Below are 25,507 nucleotides of genomic sequence, written 5' to 3'. Positions count from 1 at the left end.
GATCATGGCCGCCGCCGCGAACACGCTGACCCCGGTGGTGATCGAGGCGGGAGGCAAGGACGCGCTGCGGGGGGCGCCGGCCCCGCGCCGGCCCCCGGGCGCCCCCCCCCCCCCCGCGCCCCCACTCCCGAATTACCCTTGCTCAGAGGGAAATGTGCAGCTCACCGCCGCCGTGCGAGGTCTCCGCACCGCCGTGCAGGTCAAGGCCGAGGCCCTGGTGCCCGAGGTCGGAAACCGTCGAGACGGTGTCGTGCACCATGCCGACGCCGGCGTCGGTCCCGGTGTGCGTCTCGGTCGCGGCGTCGGAGCGCTCGGCGTCGCCGTGCGACATGAGCGAGTGCGCCTGCTGGGTCACACCGTTGACCGCGTGGTTCAGGCCATCGGCGCTGAGCGTGTTGCTCAGGCTGCCGACGTTGTCAGTGACAGTCCCGACAGCGTCGCTGACGTGCCCGGCAATGCCGCCGCCGGCCTCGGTCGCGTGGTCGGCGACCTGCGCGCCGGAGTTCGCGACCGGCAGGTCGCCGACGTTGACCGGCGACGCCGCGGCGAGCTCGCCGCCGACGTGCTGCACCTGCGAGACGGCACCGTCAGCCGCGGCGGCCGCCTGTCCGCTCGCCTGCGCGACGGCGCTGGAGTCCAGCCCGCTGGCCAGGTCGTTGCCCAGGGCGAGTGCACTGGTCGGGTTCTGCACCAGCGCGGTGACGGACGCGGCAGCGTTCTGCACGTCGCCGACGCCCGGAACCGCGGGCAGGGCCGGAGCCGCCGGAAGACCCGGCACAGCCGGAACCGACGGCAGCTCGCCGGCGACCGGCAGCGCCGGAACAGCGCTGGCGACGTCACCGACACCGGGCAGCGCGCCGACGCCCGGAAGAGCACCGGCACCCGGCAGCTCGCCCAGGCCAGGCAGCTGGCCAACGCCCGGGAGCTCGCCCAGACCCGGCACCTGCGGCAGCTCGCCGAGGCCCGGCAGGTCACCGGTCGCGGGCAGCGCCGAAGCGCCAGCCACGTCGCTGACGACCGGCAGTTCGCCGACACCGGGCAGGTCGCCGACGGCCGGCAGCGCACCCGCGCCCGGCAGCTCGCCGAGGCCGGGCAGCTCACCCAAGCCCGGCACCGCCGGCAGCTCGCCGAGGCCCGGCAGCTGAGGCGCACCCGCGGACGCGGCCGCACCGCCGAGCGAAGAGGTGAGCGCCTGCAGCTGCTCGATCGCACCCTGCGGACCGTCGCCGAGCGCAGTGGTCAGGTCGCCCGCCTGGGGCAGGTGGCCAAGAGAGGCCAGGTGGTCCACCGGGACGTAGTCGAGCACCAGCGGCGCGACCTCGTTCACGTCGGCGGCGCTGATGTCGCCCAGCCCAGCAGCGGCCAGCGCGGCCTGCGGGTCCTGGCCGAAAGCGGCGAGCGCGGACGGGTCTTGGAGCAAGGTGAGCGTGAAGTCGTGCAGAGTCTGCACCGAATCCATTGGGGGATCTCCACTTGTCGTGATTACGGGGAATGCCCGGCCCTCCCCGGCCGGGCGTGGCGCCCAAGGTAGGGACGGGGCACCCCCGCTCACATCGGGGTTTACACCCAGTCGCGCCTCGCTCAGCCGTTAGGGGGTCGATATGAGATCGTTAGGGAGTTAGGGGATCGGACACGCGGAACCCGGTTGGGTTAAATCCCACCCCACTCTTGCCCGTCTGACCCGAACGGGTGAGGATGCGTATCCGTTCAGTGAGTTACGCCCCTTGGCCGAACCCTGACTGCGACGAAGGGAGGAAGCGGCGGTGCCCTACGTGCTCGGCATCGACCTCGGCGCTGCCCGGACCCACGCCGCGCTCCGCCGCAGGCAAGGTGACCGATGGGACGATCCCGAGCCGTTGTGGCTCGGCGAGACCTCCCCGGCGACCGCAACCGCGCTCTTCCTCGACGACGAGGGTTACCTGCTCACCGGCGATGCCGCCACGCAAGCCGGTGCCGCCGTGCCGTCCCGGCTGATCACCGGCTTCCACCGCCGCGTCGGCGACGACGTTCCGGTATTCATCGGCAGCGAACCCTTCACGCCGGAATCCCTGACGACGGTCTTCGTCGAAGGCATCGCCGACGTCGCGGCCAGCCAGACCGGCGGACCACCGCGACAGCTCGTCGTCACCCACCCTGGTGACTGGGGCGGTTACCGGCGCGATCTACTCCGCCAGTCGCTCGCGGAGTCCGGTTTCAACGCGGTCACCCTCGTTCCCAGCGCGGTCGCCGCGCTCTACGCCCACCTTCCGGAGCCCGGCGCGGGCGACCGGACGGCCGCAGTGTGCGAGTTCGGCCCGGACGGCGTCGCGGTCACTTTGGCGACCGCTTCGGGAGCCAGCGGATGGATCGCCCGGACCAGCACGGAAGGCGTCGCCCCAGGTGCCGCGATCACGACCGCGTTCGGTCTCGCGCAGGCGGCCAACGTCACCCCAGAGTCGCTGGCCGGCATCGTGTTCTGCGGCGAACCCGTCCAGGGCGCCCGCCCTGGACGCCTGCCCTGCCCGTTCTTCACCGGCCCTCAGCCCGCGGATACGGCCGCCATCGGCGCCGGGATCCTCGCCAGCCAACGGACGAGGCCCCTCGCGCGACGGGAAGCCCCCGCCCCCGAAACCACCTTGCTGCCGCGAGTCGACCGAGAACCCGAACTTCCGGACAGACCCGAGCGGCCGCCGGTGGAGATCACTCCATTCACGCTGCCGGAGCCCGAAGGCGCTGCCAAACTGATGCGTCGCTGGCGACCGCTCGCCGCCGCGGCAGCGGTCCTGGCGATCAGCTCCTCGATCCTGATCGCGGTCCTCACGTCTCACGAAGCGACCGCGGACAAGGAACCCGCTTCTCCCCGTCCCCCTGTCCTGAGTTCGTGCGCCCACCCAGCCACAGCTCCCTCCGGTGAAGGTCACTGTTGAACGCACTGCTGGCGAAAACCGGCAACGACGCCGTCCACCCCGCAGCCCGCCGCCTCCTTGAACAACTCGCCGACACCCCCGCGGCCCCAGTCCGGCTCGTCGTCGTGGCCCCAGGCGGTTACGGCAAGACTGCGTTGCTGGGTGCCCTCGACCGCAGCTATCGCGAGGCGGGCGTCGAGGCCACCGTCATCGACGACGCCGACCAGCTCGACGACGAAGACCTGACCAGGCTCACCATGCTCGCTGCCGCCAAAGAGGGACCGCTCGTGGTGGCACACCGTCCAAACCCCCGCGCGCAGGCATTGCGGGCGCTCGGCGAAACGCTGCTGCTGCCGCCGCTGACCGTCGACGAAGTCGGCAAGCTCGCGAAACAACTCACCGGCCGCACCGCGGATGCCTCCGCCCTGCATGCCAACACCGGCGGTGTCCCGCGCCTCGTAGAACGCGTCGTAACCGCCCGCCTCGCCGACTTCCGCGCTGAGCTGGCCGCCCTCGACGACGACGTCCTCCGCTACCTCATCGCCGCCGAAGCCGGCGCGGCTCGCAACCTCGATCTGCTCTGTTCCTTATTGGAGCGCACACCGGACGAACTGCCCGAAGTCGTCGACGGAGCCCGCGCTACCGGCCTCCTCGACGCCGAAGACATCCTCCTGCCTGCCGCCGCCGAAGCAGTCCGTGCTTACGGGCCGCGTGCCCGTCGCCTGGCGGTTTTGCAACAACTCGTGGAAGCGCAGCTGACCCGCGGCCTGCCCGTACTTGACCTCGCGACCTCGCTCCTCGATGCCGGCAGCTCCGGTGCCTCCGCAGCAACCGCGTTCGCGACCGCAGCAAGCGAAGCGCTCCCCACCGATCCAAAGCACGCCGCACGCCTCTTCGAAGCCGCAGCGGAAGCCGGTGCCCGCGACTCCGCGACTACCACCGGCTGGGCTCGCGCCGCCGCACTGTCCGGGGATCTGGACACCGCCCTTCGCCTAGGCGACGGCATGTTGTCTGGCGAAGACCCCGAGGCACGAGCCGCCGGTGCGGAGATCGCCGCGACAGTCCTAGCCCACCGCGGCGAACTGGCTCGAACCGCAGAGCTGTACCGCTGGGCTGCGGCCACGGACAACTGGTCTCGTCAACACGCAGCCACGTTGGTGTCCAACGCCAGCGGCTCCACCCCGGCAGGCACCGAAAATCCCGATGCCGCAGCACCGAGCAATGAGGACGCAAACCACCCGACGGCAGCCAATTCGTCGCACCCTCAAGCCTCTGCGCTCCCTCACCGCACGAACGCGGCCGAAGCTCCAGCCGATCCCGCTTCGCCGACACCAATCGCATACGTTCCCAACGGGAATGCCTCTTTCCCGACGTCGCCCCAACCAAATGGCGAAACCTATCGCTGGGTGGGCCCTGGCGCGGTGGATGCGTTCGCCACGATCGCCCTTGTCGGAACCGGCCAGGCCACCGACGGCCAAGCTGTCGCCACCGTCCCGATGCCGGGCGTCGCGCCGACGTTGTTCACCGGTGCCGCGGCGCGAACAGCAAGCGGGATCGTGGAATCGGTGTTCGGTTGCGGCACAGAGGCGCTCCCGACACTCGTCGGTGCCGCGGCGATGCTCGAACCAGCGGTCGGCGGTGCGCCGCTTCCGGACAGTCCGGCCGCGCTCGCCGCACTCGCTGGTCTGCATGCTGGCGAACTGGCGCTCGCCGAATCAGTGTTGGAACGAGCACTGGCCAGCAGCGTCGGCGGCGACCTGCTCGCCACCCGGCACCGGCTGCTGCTTGGTTGGGTCGCGATGACCGGCGGCCATCTCGCTGCCGCGACTGAACACCGAGACGCCGTTGCTGGCACCAAACTTGAAGCCCGCGACGAACTGTTCTTCGCCACACTGGAACTCGGCCTCGCCCGACGGGCGAGCGATCTGGTCGGGCTGCAACAGTCATGGGAGCGGGCGTATCAGGCATCCATGCGTCAGCAAGTGGACTTGTTCACTCTGTTGCCGTTGGGAGAACTGGCAATCGCAGCCGCTCGGACCGGTGCGCACGCCAAGCTGTCCCGGCGGCTGGAGCGCGCTCACGCCATGCTGGACCGTCTCGGCAATCCTCCTTTGTGGACAGTCTCGCTGTGCTGGCACGAACTGCACGCCGCGATCACCACCGAAGACCGAGCCACAGCGGAAAGGCAACTGGCTGCGCTGAACCGCTTCGCGGACTGCGGTCGCTATCCGGCCGCGCTCGCCCGCGCCGCCGGGTGCTGGCTTGCCGTGCTCAGCGGCACGTTCGATCCGGGCGAAATCTCCGCAGCGGCCGCGGAACTTCACGAACTGGACCTGTGCTGGGACGCTGCCCGACTGGCCGGCCAAGCCGCGATTCGCACGTCGGACCGCAAGGCGATGGTCCAGCTCCTCGAAGCGGCTCGGCAGTTCCAAGGCACAACTGGACGCCTTGAATCCTCCACCCCGACGCCGGGCGCGGCGACCGGATTGAGCGCACTGAGCGAACGAGAACTGGAGGTCGCCCGCTTAGTGGTCGACGGCCTGACCTACAAACAAGCTGGCAGCAAACTCTTCATCTCCGGCAAGACCGTCGAACACCACATGGCCCGCATCCGCGGAAAACTCGGTGCCACAGACCGTCGCGAGCTCCTCGCGACCCTGCGTGAGCTGCTCGCCAAACCGACCGTGCATTGACTCGCGGACGGCCTCAGTCCCGGCTGGGGCCGAAACGTTCGGTCCGGATCGACTGCGGCGAATGTCCCAGTGCGAGCATGATGTCCGCAGCGGTTTCGACAAACCCGGTCGGCCCGCAAATGTACGTGGTGGCACCGAATTCAGCTGGCCATACGGCGGTATTCAACGTGGCAACGTCGATGCGCCGCGGAATACCGGAGAGGCCTTCAGGAAGCTCTCGGGTGTAAACGTAGGAGATATCCAAGCCTGCGTACGGACGGCGAAGTTCCTCGGCGTAGTACAGCTCCGCCGGGGTGCGCAGCGAATAGACCAGCCGAAACAGCGCTTTGCTGCCAGCTTCGCGACGAGCCCGGATCATCGACATCAGCGGGACGATGCCTGCGCCACCCGCGACGAGCAGCACCGGGGCCGAATCGGTGGGACGCCATACGAACCAGCCGCCGATCGGGCCGCGGATCTCGACCGGGTCTCCGACCGCGTAAGGGCCGGTCAGGTGTTCGGATACCTCGCCGTCGGCTACGCGCTGCACGGTCAGCTCGATTCGATCTCCGTTCGACGGTGTCGCGAGCGAGTAGCTGCGTTGCGCGGTGTAGCCGTCAGCTGCAGTGAGACGAACGTCGACGTGCTGTCCCGCGAGATGGCCAGGCCACCCGGGGATGTCGAAGACCAGCGTGCGCGCGGTCGGCGTCTCCTGCCGGATCTCCGCGAGCCGGGCGACGCGCCACGCTAGTCGCCCTGATACCGCTGTTCTCGCCATGGATCTCCGTAGTCGTGGTAGCCGGCCGTCTCCCAGAAGCCTGGGTCGTCCTTCGTCGCGAGTCGCAGCTCGCGCACCCATTTCGCGGACTTCCAGAAATAGAGGTGCGGCACCAGCAGCCGGGCGGGCCCACCGTGTTCCGGGGTGAGCGGCTTGCCGCCGTACTCGTAGGCGATCCACGCTTGCCCGCCGAGCAGGTCGGCAAGCGGGAGGTTTGTGGTGTAGCCGCCGTAGGAATGTGCCATGACGTAATCAGCGGCGGTATCGAGGTCCCCGACAAGCGCGTCTACTGGGACTCCGCGCCAACGAGTGTCCAATTTGGACCATTGAGTGACGCAGTGGATGTCGACCGTGATCTTCTCGCTGGGCAGCGCCATCAGTTCCGACCACGACCACGAGCGGCGTTCGCCTCTTTCGGTCACCACCGCGAACTCCCACCGCTCGGTGCTCACCCGAGGGGTCGGCCCGGCCGAGAGAACCGGGAAGTCTTCGGCGAGATACTGCCCTGGCGGCAACCGCGGGCTAGCCCCACGGGCGCGTCCGGTGAAGCCTGGCGTGACGACTCCCATCGCGCTCCCTTCCGGACATACCTGGCAGCTCCGCCCCTTGGACGCGAGACTACCCGCGCACCCGCAACCCGAGCGACGTGACGAGCACCGCTGCCTGCTCCGGGGACACGATCGCGCCAGCCAGCGACGCACGAGTCAGGTCAAGCGACGACAGATCGCTCCCCCGCAGCTCAGCGCGCGTGACGTCGATGTCCCGCAGTTCCGCCCCGGACAGATCCACGTCGGTGAACACCGCCCCTGAGCATTTCGCCTTCGTGAGGTCCGCTTCGCGCATCCGGACACCCTGGAACGTGACTCCACGCAGGTCGGCACCGTTTAATCCGACGAAAGACCAGTCTCCGCCCGTTACGCGCAACGGCCGCAGGTCACAGTCCTGGAATCGGCTGCCGACCAGCTTGCATCCGGTGAACTCGGCGTCGAATAGGTTGCACCCCTTGAACACGCATCCGGTGAACGCCGAGTCGGTGTGCCGCGAAGCGTTGAACTGGACGTTCCCGAACACACAGTCCAGGAAGGTGACACCGCGCGTGACGGCCTCGGTGAGATCGACCTGGTGGAACTCACAACGCACGAACCGCCGCGCCGTGAACTCCTCCGCGTACCAGTCTTCCCGCCGGTAGACGCGATCCTCGACCATCTCGGCGGCGGGCGGCTCCGGGTCGTGTTCAGGCATTCGCCAAGCCTAGTTGGCTCCCCTGCCGGACGGGTGCCGGACGCGACGTGAAGCGTCTCGTCGCCATCGGATTCCGGCTGGTGATGGCCAGGAACGCCGGGACCGCTGCATGTGCTGTGCCGCCTGTCGCCCGGGCGGTTGCGTGGTCGGCTCCTTCCGCTCTGTTACGCGGCCCATGCCACAGCGAGGAGCGGTCTCCTCAGGACAGCCATACGATGGCCGGATGAGCGAAGGCCGATGGTTCGATGCCTGGGTGCCTTGGCCCGAACTGTCGGGCTTGGCCGCCGCGGGCCGGGCATTGCTGCCCGCCGTGCCCGCGACCCCGGCCGCGCTCGCCCGAACTGTCACCGAGCAACTGGTGGGCCGTCGCCTCACGACCACCGTGCAAGGCCACGAAGTCGGCCTGACCCTCACCGAACTCGATTACCCGGCGGATTCGCTTCGCCTGGCCACCGGTCGGGTGGGAGACGTCCGCATTGTCGCGGAAGACGTCGACTGGCCAGTTCCGAGCAGTTCGGCGGCCCCCGTTGAGCACGGCGTCGGCAGCCTTGGCGGCACTGCTGGCTCGTCTCGATCCGGAGCGGCTGCAGCAGCGTCGAACGCGCGTGGCGAAACGAAGGCCCCGACCACCGCGGGTGCATTCGGTGTGCCTGCGGGGAAGGGCACGCGACTTCCCGCCGACAAGCCGAGGAACACGAACGGCTCGCCGGACACGGCTGGTCTTGCGTCTGCCCGCATCGAACTGCCCGGCGACGACCGAACTGCCGCACGCCCATCCGGTCCACGAGAGAACACGGCATCGTCGGATTCTGTTCAGGCGCAACGCGATCGCCGAATCTCGAAAGCCACACCAGGTGTCGCAGCGCGGAACCCCAGCTCGGCACCTGACGCACCAAACGCGGAACCGCACGAACCTGAGCAACCGACTTCTCGGCGGAACTCCGGGCGACCGTCCACCAGCCGCGAAGCAGGGTCGGCAAGCCGGCCAGCTGCCGACACGCCTGCGCAGTCAGACGTCGACCGCATTTCGCTGCGCCGCGTAACCGTGCTCGCCAAGGACGTACGGCTTCGAGGATTGCCTTCGCCAGCGGTGATTCCCGGATCTGTCGAACTCGAGATCGAAATGAGCGGGGCGGTGGTGCGGGATCGGGTTGCCGCGGCACGTCCCGATCTGATCGCGACGCCGCATCCGGAAGGTATTCGGGTGCGCTGGCGAAAGCATCCGCACTGGGGACATTTGACCTTCGTCGCAGACATCGCAGACGACGCAATAGTGCTGACCCCGACCGCGCTCCGTCTCGGACGATGGGCGAGGCGTCCCCCGAAGCGGATCCGGCCGATCGTGCTTCCGCTCCCGGATCTGCCGAAAGGGTTGCGGCTGACCGGAATCCGATCGGACGAAGACGAGCTCGCGCTGACGATCGCAGCCGACGAATGGCCCGGACGGCTCGCCCGGATTCCCTTGTCGGACATGCTGACCTGGCTAACGACAGCGGCAATGACACTGACACTTCCCGGATTCGGATCACGGTCCCTCCCCTGAACCGGCAGTGGCGTCCACCGAGCCCCGTCTGGGCCCGAGCAATGGATGCCGTACTGCCGTGATCCAGAGTGCTCGAACATCCGTTCGGAATCATCACTCGATCGGGGCAAGATCGAAAACCGTTGGCACACAAGGGAAACTCGAAAACGGGCCGAAATTCTGTCGGTGCGGTCGGCTAGCCTCGGAATCGAGCCGTCAATCGCTCCGAGGGGATGCCACCGATGACCGTCACCGCAGAACTGCTCCGAAGAAGCCGAAGACCCCGGCCCCATGCCGGGTCCCCGACGGCAAGCGCGTGTTCAGAGCGACGCTTGTTCCTCCACCGGAAGGCAGACCTCGAACCGGGTGTCGCCCGGTTCCGACGTCACTTTGATGTCGCCCGAATGCCGTTCCACGACGATCCGCCACGAGATGTCCAGCCCGAGGCCGGTGCCTTCGCCCACGCCTTTGGTGGTGAAGAACGGCTCGAAGATACGCTGGCGCACCTCTTCCGGGATCCCCGGCCCGGTGTCGCCGATCTCGACGCGCACCTGCTTGCCGACCTGCCAGGTGCGCAGGGTCAGCGTTCCCTCGCCGCCCATGGCGCCCACGGCGTTGTCGATGATGTTGGTCCACACCTGGTTCAGTTCGGCGGCGTAGGCGGGAATCCGGTCGATCGAGCAGTCGTATTCCTTGACCACGCGGATGCCTTCGCCGAGCTTGCCCGACATCATCACCAGCGTGGAGTTGAGTCCTTCGTGGACGTCGATGAACTGGTGCGGCGCGCGATCCATCTGCGAGTACTGCTTCGCCGCGCCCACGAGCGTGGAAACCCGGCTGGTCGAGTCTTCGATCTCGCCCATCAGCATCTCGGTTTCGAGTGCGTACGCGAGCCAGCGGATCGCGCCGTCGAGCAACCCTTCGCCCACCGATTCGAGAACGTGGTCGAGGTTCTTCGGGGTCAACCCGGCCGCGACGAAGATGCTCGCGAGGTCCCAGCCCTGGTCGATGCCGTGGTCGTCGAACCAATCGCCGATCTCGTCCTCGCGGTCGGCCTGCTGCATCGCGGTGAGCTTAGGCGCGTCGCCGACCTGCTTCACCAAGCGTTCCTGGACGTCGAGCAGCAGCTCGAGCAGATCCGGATCGATGTCTTTCTTCGCCAGGATCGCCAGCTTGTGCCGCATGCCGGCGACCCGCTCGCGCAGGGCGGCGGTCGCCCGTACCGCGGCCGCGGCCGGGTTGTTGAGCTCGTGCATGAGCCCCGCGGACAGTTCGCCGAGGGCGACGAGCCTGCGCCGCGACGACACCAGCGCGTCGGTGTTGCGCCAGCCGAGGTACATCCCCTCCAGCAGATGCGCCGCCATGGGGAACCATTGCCGGAATTCGACGGCGAACTCAGCGGCGGGAAGTGTGAGGAAGGTCAGGTCGCTGACTGCGTAGATCGTCGCGCCGTAGGTGGCTTCACTATCCTGGTAGGCCAGGAATTGCGTTGCACCGCAATAGGAACCCCGCTGATCGGATCGCTTCATCTCGACCTCGGCGCCGGCCACGACGCGGGTCATCCGCAGCGCGCCGTTGAGCAGGACGTAGAAGCAGGTGGCCGGATCGCCCTCGCGGATCACCACGGAGTCAGCCTTGAACTCCTCGCGCACCGCGTTCTGCTCGATCCAGTCGAGCTGCGCGTCCGAGAGATGTTCGAACAAGAACAGGCCGCGCAGTTCCTCGCGCGGCAAGGCGGGCTGAGTCACTGTTCCTCCAAGTATCGGTGGACCAGGGTCACGGCCATGGCGCCCTCGCCGACGGCGGACGCCACGCGTTTCACCGACTGCGAGCGCACGTCTCCGGCCACGAACACGCCGGGCACTGACGACTCCAGGTAATGCGGATCGCGGTCCAGCGTCCATCCCGGCGGCCTGCGTCCGTCTTCCACGAGATCCGGGCCGGTCCGGACGAATCCATGGGCGTCCCGCAGGACGCCTTTCCCCAGCCACTCCGTGCGCGGAGCGGCACCGATGAAGATGAAGAGGTGTTCCGTGTCCAGCTTCTCGGTCACGCCGTCTTTGCAGACCGTGATGGACTCGAGGTGATCGTCCCCGTGAGCTTTGACCACCGTGGTGTGCGTGCGGGTGTGGACGTTCTCGATGGCCGCGAGCTGCTCAATAAGGTAGTGCGACATCGAAGACTCCAGCGACGCGCCGCGGACCAGCAGCGTCACGTCAGTGGCGTGCTGCGCGAAGAACACCGCGGCCTGTCCCGCGGAGTTCGCGCCGCCGACGATGTACACGTGGTCGTTCGAGCACTCAGGCGCTTCCGTCGCGGCGGAGCCGTAGTAGACGCCCCGGCCGGTCAGCTCCTCGATTCCTTCGGCTTCCAGCGCGCGGTAATTGACGCCGCTGGACAGGATCACAGAGTGCGCAGCGATCTCGGATCCGTCGCCGAAGGTCACGACCCGGCTCGATCCGCGTGCTTCCAGGCCAACGACATCGCGAGCCGTGAGCACCTCGGCACCAAACTTCTGCGCTTGGCGGCGGGCTCGATCCGTCAGCTGTGCGCCGGACACGCCGTCCGGGAATCCCAGGTAGTTCTCGATCCGGGAGCTGGTTCCGGCCTGGCCGCCGGTAGCTTTGCGCTCGACGAGCACGGTGCGCAGCCCCTCGGAGGCTCCGTAGACCGCGGCTCCGAGTCCGGCCGGACCGCCGCCGATCACCACCAGATCGTAAAAGTCCTGTGCGGGCTGGGTAGAAAGGCCCACCGCATCGGCGATCTCGCTTCCCGACGGCTGTTTCAGCACCGTGCCGTCCGGCGTCACCACGACCGGGATGTCGGTCTCGCACGCGCCGGCGGCCTGCAGGATGCGGCCGGCTTCATCGTCGTCGACCGAGTACCACCGGTACGGCACGGCGTTGCGAGCGAGGAAGTCGCGCATCCGGAACGACGGAGCCGAGTACCGGTGCCCGATCAGCTTCGTCTCCTCGACCGGACGATCGCCGACCGCGAGCCAGGTCTCGACGAGAGAGTCGATGACCGGGTACAGCTTCTCCTCGGGCGGGTCCCAGGGCTTGAGCAGGTAGTGGTCGACGTCGACCACGTTGATCGCCTGGATCGCGGCGTCGGTGTCGGCGTAGGCCGTCAGGAGCGCGCGCCGGGCGTTGGGGAAGAGGTCCATCGCCTTCTCCAGGAAGACGATGCCGTCCATGTGCGGCATGCGGTAGTCGGCGAGGATCGCCGCGACGGCGTCGCCGCGCAGCTTGATCTCGCGAAGTGCGTCGAGGGCGTCGGCACCCGAGTCGGCGCGGATGACGCGGTAGTCCTTGCCGTAGCGGCGACGCAGGTCGCGCGCCACCGACCGCGAAACGGCGGGGTCGTCGTCGACGGTCATCAGGATCGGCTGGCTCACACGGCACAGCCTACGGTGTCCCGCCGTCCGTCGTGGCAAGCAACAGAACCAGGGACCGGCGCCCGCCGCGGCCGCCACCGCGACGGGCACCGGTTGTCCAGGTGGCGGCTACGGATAGCGCACCAAGTTCGCCGGTTTCGTGCCCGCCGGAGTGGTCTCGCCGTTGTCGTTGATCACGTGAGTGATCGTTCCCTGCTGGTTGAGCGAAACCGTCACCATGTCGTGGAATCGCACGTCCGGGGCGGCCGGGACGGCGAAAGCGCGCGAGCAGGCCACCGACGGGTTCGTGCTGAAGAAGCAGTAGCTGCCCAGGCCCCAGGCTTCGTGGCTGGTCACGTCCGGGGCGACCTGGTAGGCGGGGTAGCCCTCCGCCTCGCCGTTCATCCAGCTGGCCTGGTCGGGGACGTCGTAGGGCATCTCGTTCTGGAAGAAGTAGGTGCGCCCGCCGTTTCCGTTCCAGGCCACCTGGGTCTTCTGAAAGTGCTCGACGAACAGCCCGTAGACGGTCACGTCGTCGCCGTTCACGACCAGGCCGGTGTCGGCGGTGTTGGAGTTCCAGCCGACGTGGCTGTCGTCAGCTCCGTGGTCGGCCCGCCAGAGCCAGAGGTGGTCGCCGATCACATCGTTACTGTTGACGACCAGGCTGGTGCGCGCTTTTCCAGCGGCGGCACCGCCGATGCGGAAGAACACGTCGTGCAGCGACGTCGGGTTCGCCGAATGGTCGGCGTCCGACGCGGGGTCGCCGACCTGCATGAGCATGGCCGACGAAGTCGTTCCGGCATCGATGAGCAGGCCGGCGATCTTCACTCCGTCCACATCGTCGACCTTGATCGTAGTGATCCCGCCGTCCGGCACCAAGGTCGCGATGCCGAGGCCAAGGATGACGGTGTCCGGGCGGGTCACGTGCAGCGGCTGGTCAAGGTGGTAGACGCCTGGAGTGATCAGCAGGTTCTTGCCCGCCGTCAGCGCCGCGTTCATTTCGGCCGCGGCAGCGCCGGGCTTCACGATGAAGAACTGGCCGATCGGCAACGAAACGCCTGGCGCGCCGCCGTGTTCCCAGGTGACCCCGGAGGTGTTGGTCCGCAGCGCGGGCACGAACACCCGGTAGTGCCCGGACTCGTCGACCTGAAGGCATGGCTTTTCGCGCACGACCGGGGTCTGGTCGACCGTCGTGTAGGGCGGGTCCGGGAAGGTGCCGGCGGGTGCGCCGTCCACTCCGACGAACACCATGTTCCAAGTGGACCCGTTCCAGCTGCCGAACTGCGAATCGCGCGAGATCCATTGCTGTTGCGACCCGGAACGGATCTGGCCGTCGATCTTCGTGTCCGAGATCCAGCCACCGCTCGACCAGCCACCGCCGTGGTCGAGGCGGAGGTCGCCGCGGACGTGCATCCGTCGATACGGACTCGCCTGCGAAACGGCCCACTGATCCGCGCCCCCGACGGGGTTCACTGACAGGTTTTCCGCGCCGCGCCAGAAGTTCTGGGTCGCATTGTTCGGGGGGAACCAGTCCGCCTCGACGTGCACCGCACCGTTGATCGTCACGGCGTCTGGCGTGCTGCCCAATCCGAGGATTTGGGTGTAGAAGCCGACGTTCACGTCGTTGGAGTACGTGCCCGGCTTGAACAGCACCGCGTAGCGCTCGCAACCGAACTGGTTCTTCTCCTGCTCCGCGAAGATCGCGTCCAGCTTGCGCTGGATGCTCGCGCTCGGCATCGACGGATCGAAAACGACGACGTTCGGCCCCAGGTCCACTTGTCCCGGCGGCGGAGAAGGAGTGCCACCCACGGAGATCAGTGTGAACGACCGGTTGGCGGCGTCATGACTGCCGTGCTGCTGAGGCTTCTCGTGGCCGGCGGCCGGTCCGGACGGGTGCGATTCACCGTCTCTGCCGGAGTCAAGATCGACAACCGGCGCAGTCGGATGCGCTGGCCATCGCAGGTCGACCTCGGGGAACGGCAATCGCGGCGGGACTGCGGCGCGGCACGTTCGCAGAGCGTTCGTTTCCTCCGGAACAGGAAGCTCGGAGCGACGGGTGATCGTCTCCGCATCGCCCTCACGGGTGAGGTGAAAGTGCCAATCGTGCGCGTTTGTTCCGGTACCGATGTACGTGCGGGCCAGCGGCGCGGACCTGGCGGACGGCTGAGCTGCGGCTCGCTGAGCGTTCACCGCCGCGGCTGGACCGGGCCACGCTTCAGCATTTGCGGCGAGGGGTTGATAGAGCAGCGCTCGACTGTTCCGCGCGGGGAGGTAGCCAGCTGGGTTCGGAGGTGTCTGCGCCAGAGGCGCCACTCTCCGTGATGTGGGACCCATCGCCACCTCCTCGCCGAGACGGGATCGTCGGGCGAGCTCAGCCGGGGATGCGGTCCGCCGTAGGGCAGGAGGTGGCTTGATGTCGCGACTGCGGAGGAATGTAACCGCGGGCACACGTACGCTCAACGCAAACCTGAAGAAAAGTCAGGAAGGGCAGGCGACCTGCACTAATACGCTAGGAGAGGGCGGCAATGACACCGGCTCGGCCAGCTTGACGCAGCCTTCGGGTGCGCTTGCGGCACGTAACCGACCCCCTGCCGAAGGCCTTCAAGGCGGGGTGTACTGTATGTCCATACGAGATGCGGAGTTAACCTCTGCTTCGGGGCTATGGCGCAGCTGGTAGCGCACCTCACTGGCAGTGAGGGGGTCAGGGGTTCGAGTCCCCTTAGCTCCACAGGTTCGATGAACCCCTTTGATCACGCGGTGGGCGCTGGCCGGAGGGGTTTTCTCGTGTCCGCGGGTTGATCTCGCGCGATCGGGTCGAGCTGCTGCGGGGTGTCCCAGGTGGGGATTTTCTGGGGCGTGCTGCTCCAGTGCCCGCGCTTGCGAGCAGCGCCCTTTCCTCTTCCCTGCCGGGCAAGGCGGGAGTTGTCCCTCTTTCCATCGGCAATAAGGGCACGCGGATTCGGCCTTTGCCGTCGTGTCCGGGATGGCGGAATGGGAGGACGAGATTTCGCCGCCGCCCTCTTCTGTTGCGCGGGGCGGGGGCTGCGGGTGGCTTTGCGCCAGCGGCGCTGCAGGTCGGCCAGCAACCGGGTCTCCACTTCGCGTGCCACGTGCGAATACGTCTCCACGACCCGGTCGGGCAGATGGTGGCCCAGACGGCGGGCCTGCGCGATCTCCGGAGCCCCGCCCGCGATCAGCCACGTCTTGTGGCTGTGCCGCAACCCGTGGAACGTCAGCCCGGGACACACCGAATGGGCCCGGACTCCGGGCCGGTGGCAGCCGTCGATCGCGGGCCGCAGGACACGACGGTCGAAGGTGGAGCGCCACAGCCAGGTCCCGCGCGAGGTGGTGAACACGAACTCGAACGGATGGCTTTCCAGGTGCTGGCGCAGCAACCGGACCAGGAACGGCGGCAACGCGACCTGCCGCGCCGACGACGGCGTCTTCGGCGGCCCCAGCCACCGCCGGCCCCGGCACTCGTGCAACGACCCCCGCTCCGGATCCACGACGAGATGCCCCGTGTCGAGATCAAGGTTGTCGCGGTGCAGCGCGGCCAGCTCGCCCCACCGGCAGCCCGTCCACGCCACGGTGATGACCAGCAGCCGCGCGATGTCGCCGCCCAGAGCGGCGGCCTGGTCCGCGATCCGCAGCACCTGCTCCGGCGTCGCCCACACCCGCTCTCGGGTCAACGTGCGACAGCGCCGACCGCGGCGACGGCGCTGCCGCACCGGATTCACCACGATCAACCGCTCGTCCACCGCATCAGCCAAGATCATCGACAACAGCTTTGCCCAGCTCGACACCGTCGCCGCCGCGTAACCCGCATCGGCCGCCGCCGTCTTCCACGCATCGACCTGAAGCGCGGTGATCTCCCCGATCGGCGTCGCCCCGAAACGCGCCAGCAGATGACACCGCAAGTAACTGTCGTAGTTGTCCACCGTCCGCGGATCCAGATCCTGAACCGGCAACCACCGCCGCACCCAATCCTCAAACAACACACGGCCATCCGCAGGATCGACCCACACCTTGCGACGCCGATCAGACTCCATGTCCCCGGCGTAACCGGCGGCCGCATTGTGCGTCGCGAACCCCGGCACCGAACCAACACGCCACCCGCCCGGCGATAACAAACCCGCCACGAACACCGCCAGACTGCTCCACCCACGCCACGACAACCTCCCGACACGCGACAGCACGCCGTTTCCGTCATGCGCCCAGACGACCGAGAAGTCAACCCATGGCGGCCAAGAACGCCGTCGAGCTTCGACCGGTGGGGAAGCGAATGCGCATCCTTGCCTGCGCGTCTCTTGAAGAACAGGTCTCGACAACTGATCGCGCGGCTTCGAGCAGGCGGCTCCGAACAGCGAGCGCGGATGCAGCGTCGAGCGCAACTCGCATGTTCGTTGAACATCTTAGACGGCAACGTCGTCTGCATCCCTAGCAGAAAGCCAAGACAGCTTGCAGCGAACGCCAGCTGCAACGCGCCATCATCTGGTGCACGCTGAGGCTCAACGTCGCGCCTCACCCGCACTCAAGCTTCCGTTGTAACGGCGTCTGTGTTCGATGCCGCGGGCGGTCAAAACCCGGGCCGCCAAGTTCGTCCAGGTCGTCACGACCGAAAGGAAAGCGGCACGGCACAGCAGACGGGGCCACGTCACCTCGCTGACGCGGGCGGAACGGGACGTGCCCCAGGGCTTAGCTCAGATCCCGCTCCGCCCCATCAGCTTGCCCTCGTGCAGCACGAGCTTCACATCCGCCTGGCATCGACGTTCGGCTCCACACCGGCACGATCGGCAGCCCGCGTCCACCTCCGCAGCGGCTGGTGGTTAATCTCCAGCTGACAAGTTACTTGCGCCACCGGAGGAAATGCGGAACACGTCAACGCGGCCGCATCCTCTGATACTCCTGCGGGTACTTCGACGAACCACATACAAACGCGTCCTTCCCCAAGCCGAAGCCACGGATCAGGGTGTCCGACCCACCGAGGGGAACCTCATAGCGTGGAGTCGCTCAGGCGTATCAATTCGCGGCCATTGCGGCGATGTGCGTATCGAGTGCCGCCACGAAATGGTCGTCGCGCCGCAAAGTGCTGGCCTTCAACCGCTCGGTGAATCCGGTCGTTGCTCCGAGGCTGAGCGGCTCGGAAGAGAATCGCTCCAAAAGGGCCGCCAGCGACATACGCGGTCGCAAGATGATTGGCCGTTCGCTGAGCTGCCATGCCTCCCGTTTCCCTGCCACCGACGACGCCGCAGCCGGCCAGCGCTGCCCCGGGGTCAACACACGGCGGTCGACATCCACAGGCACCCCTGGAGACACGAGACGACGACCAATCCACTCCGCCACGGGCACCGTGACAGCGTTGCCAACCATCTTCCAGCGCTCCCCGAGCTTGCCAGCACCCTCGGTCCAACCTGCTCTGAAACCTTGCAACCGCTCACCGGCATGAATGCTGGGGCGGCAGATCGCCTTGCCGATTTCTGCGCCGGGAATCCACACGCCGGGAGGCGAGGCGATGCCCAGCTTCGAGCCGCCTTTGAGGGTCGGAGTGACTCCTTCGCCCCAACCGATGCCACGGTTGCCCTCAGTCCAGTAGAAGCCATAGGCGCTGTGGCGCTTCCGGGCTACCGGAGCACCGATCTCATCGGCCAGAAGGACCTGGCAGGGGTCCTCAAGCTGAGAAGCCACGAGGAAGACTCTGCGGCGGCGCTGTCGTACACCGAAGTGTTGAGAATCCACCGTCCGGTAAGCCCAGTTCCAACCGTTCTCATCCAGCCACTCGGTGATGTGACGGATCGGAGCCCCGCCATGGAGCGTCAACATGTTGGGCACGTTTTCGAGGACTAGCCACGCCGGCGGAGAATCAGCGATCAGACGAAAGACCTCGCGGATGAGGCCCGACTCGTCGCCTGTGATTCCGGCCGTTCGACCGACCTGGCTCAGATCGGTGCATGGGAACCCCGCTGTCACGACGTCAGAGTCAGGTAAGGCTCCGAGTTCGCGGATATCACCCACGACAGGTGCGTCGAACCGTCGCCGGAGCGTGGTGGCCGCAGGCTCCCAGTACTCGCACAGCAACTCGGTTTCGATCCCAGCCCTGTCCAACCCGAGTTCGAGCCCGCCGATGCCTGAAAACAGTCCCACTGACCTCACGGGGACATCCTCGAGCGATTCGGGAGAAGAAGCAAGGCACCGCTCCGATTCTTTTCGATCTTCGGGAAGGCACCCGTGATGACTTTTATGATCTCTGGCACGGTCGGCTCATCGACTGGAGGTACTGGCTGATCTTCAGCCCGCTGCGCCCATGGTTCGATCTGAAGGTCTTCAGGGGCAGGAGCCGCGAGCGGACCGCTGCCGTGATTGCCCGACACGAGCAGTCCATCTCCCGGAACGCACCTGACGTTCTCGGCGGCCTTCACGAAGCTTCTGAGCGCGCCATCTCCGTCCTGTTCCTTGCTGTCAGTCCAGGTCGACCAGGACGCCGTGCTGGTGCAGCAGCTCCAGGCGCTCGCGCAGGCCGGTGGAAATGGCAATATCAGTGCTCAGCAAACCGCATTCAAGGCTGCGTTCGGCAGCAGCTTTGGAGAAGTTGGCGCTGGTGACCAGGGCTTCACGATCATCGACAGTGATCAGCTTGGCATGTTGTATGGCGTAGGCTTGGTTGGCGGGTTGCTCAAGGGTCCAGATCTGGGCCCCGACGAGCATACCGGCGACCATCTCCGCCGTCTCACGACGTTGGGCGGTGTCCACCACGACTGTGACTTCGACGCCGCGCTTGAGCGCGTTTCGCAGCGCGACTAGGTGTGGTGAACCCCAGCTCGCGGAATATGTCGCGGCGTACACCGAACCTTCCGCCCGGTTGATGAGGTCAAGGGCAGCCTTGGTCGTCCGCCCTTCGGCGCCAGGCACGTCGCGAGGGTTCGTCCAAACGATGTCTGGTCGCGAGACCCTCGGCACCGCTGCTATGCCCTCGAGCGCCGCGACGGCGCAGTCGATGTCTGCGTCGCTGCGCACAAGGTCCTGCAACAGCGTCTTCACATCCATCTGGTTGACACGGTACGCCTTCTTCGCCGCGAGGTTCGTGCGGCGGCGCTGCCGGAGATCGGCAGCGATACGCGCAGCTTCCTCCGGCGTGAGCAGCGCACCCAGTCGCGCGATTGCCGACACCTCAGCACACCTCGACCAGGCTCTCGAGCAGTCCGGGGGTCTTGACCTTCGGATCGTCCACAAGCCCCAGCAACATTCGCCGGTCGAGGAAGCGGTTGGTCCGCTCACAGCTGGTCTCGCTCAGGAAGAGGCAGAAATGGCAGGCGGCTCCGTGTAGGAACTCCTCCTTTCCCTCGGGCACGCGGTGACTGCAGATCGGGTCCGATGAACAACGCAGTCCTCGACGAAGCGCCTTCGCGGCCAGGTCTTCCAACTTGTCCGGCTTGGCGAGCTCCACGAGTCCCCCGAGCGTTCCCTCGCTGTCGGACGCTGTGGTGCTGATCAGCAACCCTGCAGCCGGCGGGTGCTCGTCATCGCCCTTCCACGCATATATCCGCTCCGTGAGGCTCGCCGACCCATAGCCGCTCGACATCGCTGCCTCGCGGATCAACAGATGCGACAACGTATGGATCGCCCAGTAGCGCGGCGGCGGAAACCGATCGTCCGGGTCCAGGTCGTCGGCAGTCCTGCTGGTTCGGCGCCGGAAGTTGAGGCGATGTGCCTCCTCGAACCGACCCCATACTCCCAGGGTCTCGACCGATTCTTCCCATGGAGCAATTACGGATTCGTCGAAGCGCAGGAACACTCCCTCGCCTCTGTCCTCGGTAGCGGGCACCCAGGTCGGCCTCCCGTTCCGGGTCAAGGGCGCGACCCGCTGCCGTGCGTCGTCCATGCGGTCGAGCGCGTCGATGCGAGTGAAGCCGATGAAGGCATTGACCTTCTTCAGCTTCTCGACGGCGACTGTCTCGACAACGACGTCCGACAACAGGGCAGGGACATCGCGTCGCACGGCGCGGAAGTCAGCCATGCCGGAGTGGCGGGTGTACTTCTGCTCGTCGGTCAGGACTGCCCATTCGGGGCCGAGAATCGTCCGTGGATCAGCACGCTTCCCGGGCGCTGTCGCCGCGTGGGGTACCGACTCGCCACGAGCGAGCTGCACGGCCTGCCACAGCACGTCGTCGGGTACGTCGTCGAACGCGTCGGTCTGCGCGATGCTCGACGCCATCATCCGAAACATGCCGACGGCGGATTCGTCCTGCGGTGCGTCCAACGCGTCTTTGGGGAGTGCCCGCAACTCCGGCACGAGTTCCTCCGGCGTCGCTGCTTCCTCGCGCGGCAGTGCCAGCAGGCTCAGCGTGGAGGGGAACCACTGGTTGGCCGCACCGAGCATCATCAAGCGGCCTTGATGCTCACAGGGAAAGAACGCGTCGAGATGTGCGTGGCGACCGCGGCAATACGGGAGTTTGTCTTCCGCCGTGCGCCCAGTCGCTTCCCGCATACCCCGTCGAGAGTCGCACGAGAGGCACATGAGCTGGACATCCGGACCGATGTTGCTCTTCCATTCCCGCATACGCAGCTGCGGCAGTGCGTCGCCGCTCGCGCATGCGCGACCACGATGCACCCAGGCCACGTACGGAAACTCGTCGAGGTGGCCGGCGACGCAGGCGATCAGGTAGCGCGCTGGAACGACGGCCTGGTCGGCACCACTGCCCTTGCCTTGAAACCCCTTGCATCGCTTGTGCACGAATTTCGCTTGGTCAGGGCGGTAGCGGTTGGTGTTCTGATAGGCGAACATTTCGTGCGAGACCGGCGCGAGCAGACCGCAGCCCGTGCAGCGCAGCCATTGCGGGAAGATGCGGCTGGGTATGCCGAGGTCGACAGCGTCGGTGCCAGCATGTCCCTTCTCTTCCGGGGCCCACGGCGGCTTCCGGAGCTCGCTGACCTGGTCGCCGAGGTGGGAACGGACGAGGTCCAGGAGGCGTCGCTCGAGGACCACGTCGATAACAGGGCGGCGGTCGTAGATCCGGTCCCATGCCTCGAGGCCGTGTGGCATCACGGCGAGGTGGGGCAGGTCGATGGTCGCACCGATGCCGTTGGTGTAGAGCATCGCCGACGGGCGGATCGATCCGACACGTGCCCGGTTCTTGGGATTGTTCTCCTCGACATCGCCTGTCGGGTCCAGATCGGCGACTCCGACAGAGACCGGTTCGGATGCGTTGACGAGAGCGTTGTCCGTGGCCTGCTCAGTCACTGCGTGACCTCCTCGGGGAACTTCCAATCCGGCCGCTCCCGCGGCTCCTTGAAGGCGAGCCGATCCGCGCTGGGGCTGACCAGCAGGTTGATCTCGGGCTGGACCTCGCGCATCGAATTGGCGACGACGAACACCCGGTCGGCCTGTGTGGGCAGCTTGGTTTCAGGGCTCATCAACAGCGGCCAACCGGCCTTGTTCTGCGGCGGGCGCTCGTAGAACAGCTGTCCGTAGGTCTCTTCGGCCTTGTCGTGCCAGCGGTCGAGCCGCTGCAGGAGCTTCAGTCGCATCCGGTCTGCGGCCTCGGGCGTGTCCGCCGCCGGCCCCGCCCGACCGACCAGCTGCTCAATCAGGTTCTGCACCACCGGCATCTTGCTGGCCACCCGTCCGGCACCGCCTTCCGCAGACAGCGATCGTTGGGTGACCCGTGCCACGCCGATTAGCACACCCATCAGGCCACGCTCCATCGCAGTGTCGGAGTACGGCGTGACGCTGAGCGCCTCGACCTGTGCGTAGAAGGTCTCGTGGTAGTGCCGGAACTGCTCGAAATGCGCCATGTCGCGCGGCCGCGACCAGTTCGCCAGCGACACCACGAGCCCGGGCTTCTTCGCGTCACGACCGACGCGTGAGGATGCCTGGATGTACTCCGCGGTGTTCTTCGGTTGACCTACGACGAGCATCAGACCCAGCCGAGGCACGTCGACACCGACCTGCAGCATCGAGGTGGCGAGGACGACGTCGTACGGCTTCTCCCCCCACGGCGGCGGTGTCTTCCCCGCTTCCTTGGCCTCGGCGACTGCCCTGCGGTGCTCCGCCCGGCCCTGGGTGCTCCAGCGACGGCTGAACGGCCGTGACAGCTTGTCGAGCGTCTTGGCGATGTCCTCGGCCGAGATGCGCGAGGTAAGTTCGCCGATTTCCAGGCCTTCCCGATCGGTTGTGCGGCGAGGGAAGGGCTCGGTGTTGCCTGTGACGCGGATCGTGACGTCGTCGTCGAGATAGCGTCGCATGCCAGCGAGCTCGCGAGTGGCAGAGAAGTAGCCGACGGTCGTCAGGTAGGGATCTGCGGCATCGCCATGGGTGTCCAGCAGCTTCTGACCGGCGAGCAGCAGAACTTCTGCGAGCCGGATCTCGGCCAGGGTGAGCCGGATGCCGTGGGCGCAGACTCCGAGGTACTTCCTTCCAGGATCGTCGTCGGAGACCGGCTTTTCTTTGGAGAAGTACGTGTCGCGGACGTCGAGCACCTGGGGCGGAAAGACATCGACGCCGCGACCATAGAGCGCTTCGACCTGCCGGTCGGCGTTCGCGACGGTGGCCGTGGAGGCTACTACGAGCGGGCGGATCGTCCTGCCATGACGTGGGTACGACGACAGGAGGTCGACGGCGTTTTCGAAGACGCCGACAGCGGTGCCGAGCGCACCCGTGATGAGGTGCAGTTCGTCCTGGATAATCAGGTCCGGTGGGCGGAGTCGATCGACCTTCTGCATGACGACCTTGGGAAGAGCGCCCTTTGCGTTGTGTGATTGCGCTTGCCCGCACCCGCCGCGAGCGTCTGGATGCCGGTAGCCGTGGCGGGGACACCACTCGTCGACGTACCCGAACAGGCTGGCCGCCTCGCCTTCGCGGGCGAGTCGAGCAAACTTGTCGACGGTAGCGAGAAGGAAAGTGGGAGGGTTGCGATAGATCTCGTCGTCGACGGTGGTGATGGGAAGCCCGCCGTCGACGTCGCCGTCAATGGAGAAGGCACAGTCGGCTCGCTTGCGATCACCGCAGTAGACCTGCACGCGTTCCGTGACGGGATCGGGGTCGACGTCACGCTTGGGGTCGATCTTGGTTCCGCACCAGGGGCAGCGCTGGAGCTGAAGCACGGTGAGGCCGTGAGCGCGCCACGAATTCTCGCCCCTGGCTTCGACGACCTGACGTTCGGCATCCTTGTAGCGTTTGGGACTGACGGCCGAACCCACCCAGAGGCCGATGGTGAACGGCTTCTCACCCCAGGTCGCGATGTCCTCCTGCCGGATCAGCTCAGCGGCGCATACAAGCGCAGCGGCGCGTTGGAATTGCTGCGAGGTGAGGAGCCGCAGCGTGTAGCGCATGAGGACGGCGACGCCGTCGCCACCGTCGAGCATGCCGTCGTCGGTCTCGACCTTGCCCTGCAGCCGCCGGATCGCGAAGGTGTACGCGGCGAGCCCAAGATAAGCTTCCGTCTTGCCGCCACCGGTCGGGAAGAACAGCAACTCGACGTTGGCCGCGTCACCGCTGCGGTAAGGATGCGACGGTTCGGTGAGGGCCGGCAGCTGGAGCAGTACGAACGCGAGCTGGAACGGCCGCCACGACGCGACCGACGGGTCATCAGGCTCTCGTGCGAAGAGTTCGGCGAGAACGTCGTTGATCTTCATGGATTCGTCACCGGCACGGATGGCAGCGACCTGGCTGTGGATGCGTTGGTCCCGCATTGCTCGGTTCATGAACCGGAACGCCTGCAGCGCCTGCGGGTCCTTCGTCAAGAGCTGCACGCCTTCGCGTAGCCGCTCCGCGACGACCTCGGCTTCCCCGATCGCGTCTTCAGCAGTCTCGCGCAGGTGATCGGGTAGCTCTTCTGCGATCGCCCGTTGTCCGGTCAGCCACTCGGAGTACCCGTCGATTAACGGGCCGAATGCCGCCTCGGCGCTGTCGGCGTCAAGCTCCGCGAGCGCCTTCATCGCCGTGATTGCGTCTGCGGCACCGCCCGGCACGGTCTGGGCAACGTCAGCTGTGGGGAGCCATGCGGTCTCGACAGAAACGGCCCTACGCGCCTGTTCGTCGGCGGTCCATGTGGCCGAACAGGTCCGGCCGATCGCGAATTCCAGCCGATGCCGGTACTGCAGGTCCAAGCGTCGTTGCTCGTCGTCGTCCTCGTCGTAACTGTCCTCCATGACATCCCTTGTGGGCAGGAAGACAGCCTCACCACTGTTTGCCTCGACCCTCAGCTTGGTCTGAAACAACCAGTCCCCCGGAGGCGCATCCATGCCAGTGACCCGGTCGTTGGAGAGGGCAAGCTCGACGATCACGCGGTCCGCGAGCGGGAACAGCTCGACGCGCAGTGTGACGTCACGGTCAAGCTCAATCGGTTCTAGAATCGCGTGCTCGCTGTGGTCCCTGACATCGATTTCGGCCGATCGCTCGAACGGCGTCCGCCGCGAGTAGAGAATTTTGCGCCCGTCCTCGTTCTCCCGCCGGCTGCCTTCGTATCTCCCCCAGTCAGCTGTCACAGCGAGAACACCACAACCCCGCGGCACCTGGAACCGCAACCCCATGGAGGACGGATGTGTCAGAGCGCCCTTTGGCCCTTCGTCGCGCTCTTCATCGTCATCGGCCGTTCCGATCTCCTCGTCCGTCTCGACGGGCACCCCCTTTTGTTGGAGGTGTGCCTGGTCGACATCCGAGATGGCTTCCCCGGTCTCGTCCGGATCGCCCGCATCGTGTCCAGCGGTAGCAATTAGCGCGCCAAGCGCCCCCTCCGGATCGATGGTGACCGGTGCCAACGCCCCGACGTTGTACTGCGCCCGCGGCGTACCAACGATCTCCTCCAGAGCACCTTCCCGTGGCCCGAGTAACTCCTGCTCGATAAGACCCAGCAGGTCGCGCCGGACTTGGGTCGACGAAGTGCCAGCCATCAACGAGTCCTCCAATAGTCCACGCACTGCCAATCTGTCACACCAAGCCGACGCACACACGCGGCGAACCAGAGCCGAGCTGTGGCGTAATTCAGCCCGCCAGCCGGCGGAGCAGCAGCAAACATGCCGGCACCGCGACCAACGCGC

15 protein-coding genes and 1 tRNA gene are annotated in these 25,507 nt (G+C 66.9%); 4 read left to right on the top strand and 12 right to left on the bottom strand.

Going from position 1 to position 25,507, the window contains the following annotated elements; translation table 11 throughout:
• Nucleotides 1-142: 142 nt before the first annotated feature.
• Nucleotides 143-1,459 carry an IniB N-terminal domain-containing protein gene (locus tag ACFXI3_RS19785; RefSeq protein ID WP_378401057.1) on the bottom strand — a complete coding sequence of 439 codons (1,317 nt, stop codon included), beginning with the start codon at nucleotides 1,457-1,459 and terminating at the stop codon, nucleotides 143-145.
• 304 nt (nucleotides 1,460-1,763) lie between these two features.
• Here ACFXI3_RS19785 and ACFXI3_RS19780 point away from each other — a divergent pair, with 304 nt between their 5' ends.
• On the top strand, nucleotides 1,764-2,906 hold the full coding sequence (locus tag ACFXI3_RS19780; RefSeq protein ID WP_378401055.1) for a molecular chaperone DnaK: 1,143 nt from the start codon (nucleotides 1,764-1,766) through the stop codon (nucleotides 2,904-2,906).
• Complete coding sequence (locus tag ACFXI3_RS19775) at nucleotides 2,903-5,578, top strand: LuxR C-terminal-related transcriptional regulator (protein WP_378401053.1); 2,676 nt, start codon at nucleotides 2,903-2,905, stop codon at nucleotides 5,576-5,578. Before ACFXI3_RS19780 ends, ACFXI3_RS19775 begins: the two co-directional genes overlap by 4 nt.
• A 13-nt stretch (nucleotides 5,579-5,591) precedes the next feature.
• Here ACFXI3_RS19775 and ACFXI3_RS19770 read toward each other — a convergent pair whose 3' ends face one another.
• From ACFXI3_RS19770 to ACFXI3_RS19760, 3 genes are read right to left on the bottom strand one after another with little or no spacing between them, the layout of a single operon-like run.
• Nucleotides 5,592-6,335 carry a ferredoxin reductase gene (locus tag ACFXI3_RS19770; protein ID WP_378401051.1) on the bottom strand — a complete coding sequence of 248 codons (744 nt, stop codon included), beginning with the start codon at nucleotides 6,333-6,335 and terminating at the stop codon, nucleotides 5,592-5,594.
• Nucleotides 6,305-6,904 (bottom strand): sulfite oxidase-like oxidoreductase, encoded by a 600-nt coding sequence (locus ACFXI3_RS19765; protein ID WP_378401049.1) that lies wholly within the window; start codon nucleotides 6,902-6,904, stop codon nucleotides 6,305-6,307. Before ACFXI3_RS19765 ends, ACFXI3_RS19770 begins: the two co-directional genes overlap by 31 nt.
• A 49-nt stretch (nucleotides 6,905-6,953) precedes the next feature.
• Entirely contained in the window at nucleotides 6,954-7,577 is a 624-nt protein-coding gene (locus ACFXI3_RS19760) for a pentapeptide repeat-containing protein (RefSeq protein ID WP_378401047.1), read from the bottom strand.
• A gap of 1,045 nt (nucleotides 7,578-8,622) precedes the next feature.
• Between ACFXI3_RS19760 and ACFXI3_RS19755 the strand changes: the two genes are divergently transcribed.
• Nucleotides 8,623-9,120, top strand: a complete 498-nt coding sequence (locus ACFXI3_RS19755) for a DUF2993 domain-containing protein (RefSeq protein ID WP_378401045.1) — start codon at nucleotides 8,623-8,625, stop codon at nucleotides 9,118-9,120.
• Nucleotides 9,121-9,419: 299 nt separating this feature from the next.
• Here the strand turns inward: ACFXI3_RS19755 and ACFXI3_RS19750 are convergent, their stop codons facing one another.
• The 3 genes from ACFXI3_RS19750 to ACFXI3_RS19740 all read right to left on the bottom strand — a co-directional run bounded on the left by ACFXI3_RS19750 (nucleotide 9,420) and on the right by ACFXI3_RS19740 (nucleotide 14,212).
• On the bottom strand, nucleotides 9,420-10,847 hold the full coding sequence (locus ACFXI3_RS19750; protein ID WP_370939830.1) for an ATP-binding protein: 1,428 nt from the start codon (nucleotides 10,845-10,847) through the stop codon (nucleotides 9,420-9,422).
• Complete coding sequence (locus ACFXI3_RS19745) at nucleotides 10,844-12,496, bottom strand: FAD-dependent oxidoreductase (RefSeq protein WP_378401043.1); 1,653 nt, start codon at nucleotides 12,494-12,496, stop codon at nucleotides 10,844-10,846. The genes ACFXI3_RS19750 and ACFXI3_RS19745 overlap by 4 nt, the downstream gene beginning before the upstream one ends.
• 108 nt (nucleotides 12,497-12,604) lie before the next feature.
• Entirely contained in the window at nucleotides 12,605-14,212 is a 1,608-nt protein-coding gene (locus ACFXI3_RS19740) for a coagulation factor 5/8 type domain-containing protein (RefSeq protein WP_378401063.1), read from the bottom strand.
• 918 nt (nucleotides 14,213-15,130) lie between these two features.
• On the opposite strand from ACFXI3_RS19740, the gene ACFXI3_RS19735 reads away from it, so the two are divergent.
• Nucleotides 15,131-15,203: transfer RNA gene (locus ACFXI3_RS19735), tRNA-Ala, on the top strand.
• A gap of 22 nt (nucleotides 15,204-15,225) precedes the next feature.
• Here ACFXI3_RS19735 and ACFXI3_RS19730 read toward each other — a convergent pair.
• The 5 genes from ACFXI3_RS19730 to drmA all read right to left on the bottom strand — a co-directional run bounded on the left by ACFXI3_RS19730 (nucleotide 15,226) and on the right by drmA (nucleotide 25,360).
• The gene (locus ACFXI3_RS19730; protein WP_378401041.1) at nucleotides 15,226-16,443 is read right to left on the bottom strand and encodes a tyrosine-type recombinase/integrase; all 1,218 of its coding nucleotides are present in this window, start codon (nucleotides 16,441-16,443) and stop codon (nucleotides 15,226-15,228) included.
• A 1,051-nt stretch (nucleotides 16,444-17,494) separates the two neighbouring features.
• Nucleotides 17,495-18,625, bottom strand: a complete 1,131-nt coding sequence (locus ACFXI3_RS19725) for a DNA cytosine methyltransferase (RefSeq protein ID WP_378401039.1) — start codon at nucleotides 18,623-18,625, stop codon at nucleotides 17,495-17,497.
• 306 nt (nucleotides 18,626-18,931) lie between these two features.
• Nucleotides 18,932-19,639 (bottom strand): DISARM system phospholipase D-like protein DrmC, encoded by a 708-nt coding sequence (gene drmC / locus ACFXI3_RS19720; RefSeq protein ID WP_378401037.1) that lies wholly within the window; start codon nucleotides 19,637-19,639, stop codon nucleotides 18,932-18,934.
• Nucleotide 19,640: 1 nt separating this feature from the next.
• Nucleotides 19,641-21,710: a DrmB family protein gene (gene drmB / locus ACFXI3_RS19715; protein WP_378401035.1), complete on the bottom strand. Its 2,070-nt coding sequence runs from the start codon at nucleotides 21,708-21,710 to the stop codon at nucleotides 19,641-19,643.
• The gene (gene drmA, locus ACFXI3_RS19710; protein WP_378401033.1) at nucleotides 21,707-25,360 is read right to left on the bottom strand and encodes a DISARM system helicase DrmA; all 3,654 of its coding nucleotides are present in this window, start codon (nucleotides 25,358-25,360) and stop codon (nucleotides 21,707-21,709) included. Before drmA ends, drmB begins: the two co-directional genes overlap by 4 nt.
• Between the last annotated feature and the right edge of the window lie 147 nt (nucleotides 25,361-25,507).

Origin of the sequence: Amycolatopsis sp. NPDC059235 (genome assembly GCF_042754125.1) — a bacterium.
Classification (GTDB): Bacteria; Actinomycetota; Actinomycetes; order Mycobacteriales; family Pseudonocardiaceae; genus Amycolatopsis; species Amycolatopsis albidoflava.
The sequence above is the reverse complement of the archived record's forward strand: the minus strand, read 5'-3'. Positions and strand labels throughout refer to the sequence as shown.

Coding starts and splice junctions, on each gene's coding strand:
- ACFXI3_RS19765 (WP_378401049.1), bottom strand. CDS start 6,904: ATGGGAGTCGTCACGCCAGGCTTCACCGGACGCGCCCGTGGGGCTAGC.
- ACFXI3_RS19740 (WP_378401063.1), bottom strand. CDS start 14,212: ATGCCGAGCGCGAGCATCCAGCGCAAGCTGGACGCGATCTTCGCGGAG.
- drmA (WP_378401033.1), bottom strand. CDS start 25,360: ATGGCTGGCACTTCGTCGACCCAAGTCCGGCGCGACCTGCTGGGTCTT.
- ACFXI3_RS19770 (WP_378401051.1), bottom strand. CDS start 6,335: ATGGCGAGAACAGCGGTATCAGGGCGACTAGCGTGGCGCGTCGCCCGG.
- ACFXI3_RS19785 (WP_378401057.1), bottom strand. CDS start 1,459: ATGGATTCGGTGCAGACTCTGCACGACTTCACGCTCACCTTGCTCCAA.
- ACFXI3_RS19760 (WP_378401047.1), bottom strand. CDS start 7,577: ATGCCTGAACACGACCCGGAGCCGCCCGCCGCCGAGATGGTCGAGGAT.